This is a genomic window from Actinomadura harenae (assembly GCF_003696215.1).
GTDB classification, from domain to species: Bacteria; Actinomycetota; Actinomycetes; order Streptosporangiales; family Streptosporangiaceae; genus Spirillospora; species Spirillospora harenae.
In genome coordinates this window covers 1-4,441 of the sequence record NZ_RFFG01000219.1, presented here as the reverse complement: position 1 = coordinate 4,441, position 4,441 = coordinate 1, and the positions used below count along the sequence as shown (strand labels likewise).

Genomic DNA, 4,441 nt, shown 5'->3' with positions numbered 1-4,441 from the left:
GCCCGAGGCCGCGGGCGCCGGCGGGGGCACGGGCGCGGGCTCCTCCTCGGCGCGCGGCCGCCACTCCTCGCCGCGCGCGGCGGCGTCCATCGCCTCGTTCGCGAGGCGGTCGGCGTGGGAGTTGCGCTCGCGCGGGATCCACTCGTAGAGGACCGAGCCGAACCCGGACGCGGCGTCGCGGGCGCGGGCGGCGAGCGGGCGCATGTCCGGGTGCTTGATCTTCCAGCGGCCGGACATCTGCTCGACGACCAGCTTGGAGTCCATCCGGACCTCGACGCGGGCGTCCGGGTCGATTCCGGCTGCGGCGGTGAGACCCGCGATGAGGCCGCGGTACTCGGCGACGTTGTTGGTGGCCAGGCCGATCGCCTCGGCCGCCTCGGCGAGGACCTCGCCGGTGAGGGCGTCCTTCACGACCGCGCCGAACCCGGCGGGCCCCGGGTTGCCCCGCGACCCGCCGTCCGCCTCGACGACGAGCCGGCGTCCGGCCGTCACCGGCCGCCCCTCGCCCGAACGGTCGTCACAGCCCGGACTCGGCGGTGCGGACGAGGATGCGGCGGCACTCCTCGCAGCGCAGCACGTCGTCGTCGGCCGCGGCGCGGATCCGGTTCAGGTCGACGGTGTTCAGCGCGAGGTGGCAGCCCTGGCAGGAGCCCCGGTGCAGGACGGCCGCGCCGACGCCGCCGAACTGGCCGCGCAGCTTCTCGTAGAGGGCGAGCAGGTCGTCCGGGACGTCCGTGGCGACGCCCTTGCGGGCGGTGCCGGTCATCCCGGTCTCCTCGTCGATCTTCGCCCGCTCGGCGTCCAGCCGCTCGGTCAGCGCGGTCAGGTCGGACGCGTCCTTCCCGGCCTCGGCGCGCAGGTCGGAGACCTTGGTCTCGGCGGCCTCGCGGCGCTCCATGATCTCCAGGACGACCTCCTCGAGGTCGGACTGGCGGCGGCCCAGGGACTCGATCTCGGCCTGGAGGGACGCCAGGTCCTTGGCGGAGGTGACCATGCCGGAGTCGAGGCGCTTCTGGTCGCGGTCCGCGCGGGCCCGGACCTGCTCGACGTCCTGCTCGGCCTTCTTCTGCTCGCGCTCCAGGTCGCCGAGCTCGGTCTCGGCGGAGACGATCTGGTCGCGCAGCTCGGTGCGGCGGCCGCTCAGCCGCTCGATCTCGGCGAGCTCCGGCAGCGTGCGGCGGCGGTGGGCCAGCCGGTCGAGCGAGCTGTCGAGCTCCTGCAGGTCGATCAGGCGCTGCTGGGCTTGCGGTGCGGCTTTCACTTCTCTCCTTCGTTGTTGGCACCGTGCAGGCGCCATGCGTCGGTGACCGCCGTGGACACCCGGGTCGTCAGATCGAGCGCGTCGGTCAGCGCCGCGGCGGCGCCGGCCAGCCACGGGTGCTCGGTGGCCCAGTGCGCCGCGTCCAGCAGCGCCGGGCCCCCGGCCTCGACGAACTCCGACGCGGGATGGTGCCGCAGGTCGGCGGTGAGGTACACGTCGACGTCCGCCGCGCGGACGTCGTTCAGCAGCGAGTCGCCCGAGCCGCCGCAGACGGCGACGGTGCGGACGGGACGGTCCGGGTCCCCGGCGGCGCGGACGCCCCAGACCGTGGCGGGCAGCCCCAGGGCGGCCCGCGCGGTGAACTCCTCGAGGGTGAGGGTCTCCGGCAGCTCCCCGATCCGGCCGAGGCCGCGGCGCGGGTCGTCGGCGGACGGGACGATCGGGCGCAGCTCCCCGGTCACGCCGACGGCGCGGGCGAGGGCGTCCGAGACGCCGGGGACGGCGACGTCGGCGTTGGTGTGCGCGGTGAACAGCGCGACGTCGTTCTTGATCAGGCGGTGCACCAGGCGGCCCTTGGGCGTGTCCGCCCCGACGCCGTGCACCCCGCGCAGCAGCAGCGGATGGTGGGTGAGGATCAGGTCGGCGTCCCACTCCAGGGCCTCGTCCACGACGGCGGCCACCGGGTCGACCGCGAGCAGGACGCGGCGGACCTCCTGGTCGGGGTCGCCGCAGACGAGCCCGACGGCGTCCCAGGACTCGGCCCAGGCGGGCGGATAGAGATCGTCCAGGACGGCGATGACTTGGGAGAGACGCACGCCCCGCAGGCTACCGCCCCGGAGACCCTCAGCCGAGCCAGCGACGCCCTGCGGGAGTCGCCGGGCCGTCCCGCCGAGCGGCTATCGTGTGCAGACCCCGGGCCCGCCCGTCCGGACGGTAGCCGGGCGATCACTGTGGGCAGGAATCCGGAGGACGGGAGGCGCACGGGCCCCCTCCCCGGCGGACGGCCGACGCCATCGGCCGGACGGCGTGGACCGAACGTGGATCATTTTGGAAGCTCGTCGCGTTGGAGTTGAGTGTGAAGTCACCGTTCCGTCGCCGTAAGCGCGTCAAGGGCCGTCCCATGGGCACGACCGCCAAGCAGGCCGAGCCCGAGGTCATCGAGTGGCCTCAGCAGGGCACGGGCAGGTCGTCGCTGATGGGCGCCATCCGCGGCGACGGCGAGACCGGCGCGGGCCTCGGCGGCGGCCTCTTCGAGGACCTGGCCTCCGCGTTCGAGGGTTCCAAGAAGGTCAAGCAGGAGGAGCAGGAGCGGCAGCGCACGCTGAAGCACGACGACATGCTCCAGGCCGGCGACTCCGGCCGGGACGACCTGGAGTCGGGCCGCATCCGCATCCGCCGCTCCGGCCAGGGCGGCTCCGTCGCCCCGCAGGAGTGACCCCCTCCCCCTCGTTTCCCCTCGTGGGCGCCCCTTCTCCGTCCGTTCGACCAGGAATCGGACATCGGGCGCTCGATCGAACAAAGTTTCGAATCTGGGGTATTCTGGGCAGGTGAGCAGCTTCGTCCCGCCCGGCTGGCCGCCGCAGGTGCACCCGCCGGGAACCGAGTCCTTCGAGGAGACCGCGCTCGCCTGGCTGCTGGACCTCGTCCCGCCCGAGTACCGCCGCTACGGCGTGCTGCGCCGCTACCCCGTCGCGCTCGCCCGGATGGCGCGGCACCACGTCACCGCCGCCGTCGAGGCCGCCCGCGACGGCTTCCGCTCCGCCCGCGTCGAGCTCGCCGGGGCCGTCCCTCCGCACGGCATCGAGGCCGTCCTCGACGCCTACCGCCACGAGGGCTCCCGGCTCGTCCGGCTCGTCCAGGAGATCGACCTGGTCGAACGGGCCCTCCGCGAGCGCCACGCCACCCCTGACACCACCCCTGGCGCTAGGACGGACGGCCGGACGCGACGGCCGTGAGGAAGCGCGGCGGACGGGCGGTCTCCCCCTCCAGCCGGGCGATGACCTCCGCGCGCACGCGCGAGACGACGGCCTGCGGGACGAGCGCGACGGCGCAGCGTCCGAGGGCCCGTCCTCCCAGCGCCCCCGCGTCACGGGCCGCCGACAGGGCCAGGTCGAGCGTCGGGCGGCCCGGCACGTGCGCCTCGGTCAGCAGCGGGCCGAGACCCGCCGGATAGCCCGCGCGCAGCGCCTCGGCGGCGCGTTCCACGACGTCCGGGCCCGGATCGGACGCTACGACCGCCGCCCCCGGCAGCGCCCGCTCCGTCCCGCCCACATCGATGATCAGCAGACGCAGCCCGGCCGCGGGCAGGTCGAACGGGATCTGCTCCGGGCCGGACGGGGTGAGCAGCAGGGCGTGCCCCGCGCGCGAGTGCAGCGCGGCGAGGTACTCGGGCGAGGCGGCGGACGGCGCGGGCGCGGCCGGCGGGCCGTGCAGGTCGCCGAGCGCCATCGCCGCCGCGCACACCGTCTCCGCGCCGGACAGCAGGCCGGTCTCGGCGGGCAGCTCGCGGTCCACGACCATCCGGGCCGGGGGCGGCGGGTCGGCGTGCGCGCGCAGCGCCTCGACCGCGGGCGCCGCCCACTCGGGGACGTCGTCCAGCGACGTGCACCGGTCGGTGTGGCGGTTCATGGAGTAGAGGTCCACGCCGCCGTCCGGGTTCGGTCCGGCGGCGACGATCGTGCCCCAGGCGAGCGCGACGGCCAGCGCCGGATCACCCTGGGCGGTTGCACCCACCAGGTCCGCCGGGGCCTCGGCGCGGCTCGCGGGGACCACCGAATCCCGCGCAGCGGAAGGTACGAGATCCGGCTCGGCCGTCGCCGCGCCGGTGGTGGGCGGCGGGTCGTCCTCCGGTGGGGGCGGCTGGGGGCCGCCCAGGAGGGTGAGGCCGCCCGGGGCCCGGCGCAGGGTCGCCGGTGGGACGCCGAAGACGCGCTCGTACACGTGGGCGGTGATCCGGATCTCCGGGTCGTCGGCGAGTCCCACCAGGGCGTCCTTCTTCGGAAGTGCGGTCGGCCGTCTCACGGCCGACAGGGAATCGGTCACCCCGCGTCCTTCCTCGCCAGGACCCGGTAGGCGTTGCCGGGGCCGGGGACCAGGGGCAGGACGAGCCGATCCGCCAGCGCGGCCGCGGCCAGCAGCGGCGGCAGCGCGGCCTGGGCGGCGACGCGGCGGACCCGGGTC

At 75.6% G+C, this 4,441-nt stretch carries 6 protein-coding genes; 2 read left to right on the top strand and 4 right to left on the bottom strand.

What is annotated here, in order from left to right:
- From EBO15_RS42695 to EBO15_RS42685, 3 genes are all read right to left on the bottom strand, one after another.
- A partial coding sequence (locus EBO15_RS42695) for a reverse transcriptase-like protein (RefSeq protein WP_122200129.1) occupies nt 1-492 on the bottom strand: 492 nt, incomplete at its 3' end.
- 25 nt (nt 493-517) lie between these two features.
- Nucleotides 518-1,261, bottom strand: a complete 744-nt coding sequence (locus tag EBO15_RS42690) for a zinc ribbon domain-containing protein (protein ID WP_122200128.1) — start codon at nt 1,259-1,261, stop codon at nt 518-520.
- Nucleotides 1,258-2,076 (bottom strand): Nif3-like dinuclear metal center hexameric protein, encoded by an 819-nt coding sequence (locus EBO15_RS42685; RefSeq protein WP_122200127.1) that lies wholly within the window; start codon nt 2,074-2,076, stop codon nt 1,258-1,260. Before EBO15_RS42685 ends, EBO15_RS42690 begins: the two co-directional genes overlap by 4 nt.
- 260 nt (nt 2,077-2,336) lie before the next feature.
- Between EBO15_RS42685 and EBO15_RS42680 the strand changes: the two genes are divergently transcribed.
- Together EBO15_RS42680 and EBO15_RS42675 are read left to right on the top strand one after the other, a co-directional pair.
- Complete coding sequence (locus EBO15_RS42680; protein ID WP_122200126.1) at nt 2,337-2,696, top strand: DUF6191 domain-containing protein; 360 nt, start codon at nt 2,337-2,339, stop codon at nt 2,694-2,696.
- A 112-nt stretch (nt 2,697-2,808) separates the two neighbouring features.
- The gene (locus EBO15_RS42675) at nt 2,809-3,216 is read left to right on the top strand and encodes a hypothetical protein (RefSeq protein ID WP_233616860.1); all 408 of its coding nucleotides are present in this window, start codon (nt 2,809-2,811) and stop codon (nt 3,214-3,216) included.
- Here EBO15_RS42675 and EBO15_RS42670 read toward each other — a convergent pair.
- Complete coding sequence (locus EBO15_RS42670; RefSeq protein ID WP_122200125.1) at nt 3,185-4,303, bottom strand: GHMP family kinase ATP-binding protein; 1,119 nt, start codon at nt 4,301-4,303, stop codon at nt 3,185-3,187. The two genes, EBO15_RS42675 and EBO15_RS42670, sit on opposite strands and share 32 nt — an antisense overlap.
- Between the last annotated feature and the right edge of the window lie 138 nt (nt 4,304-4,441).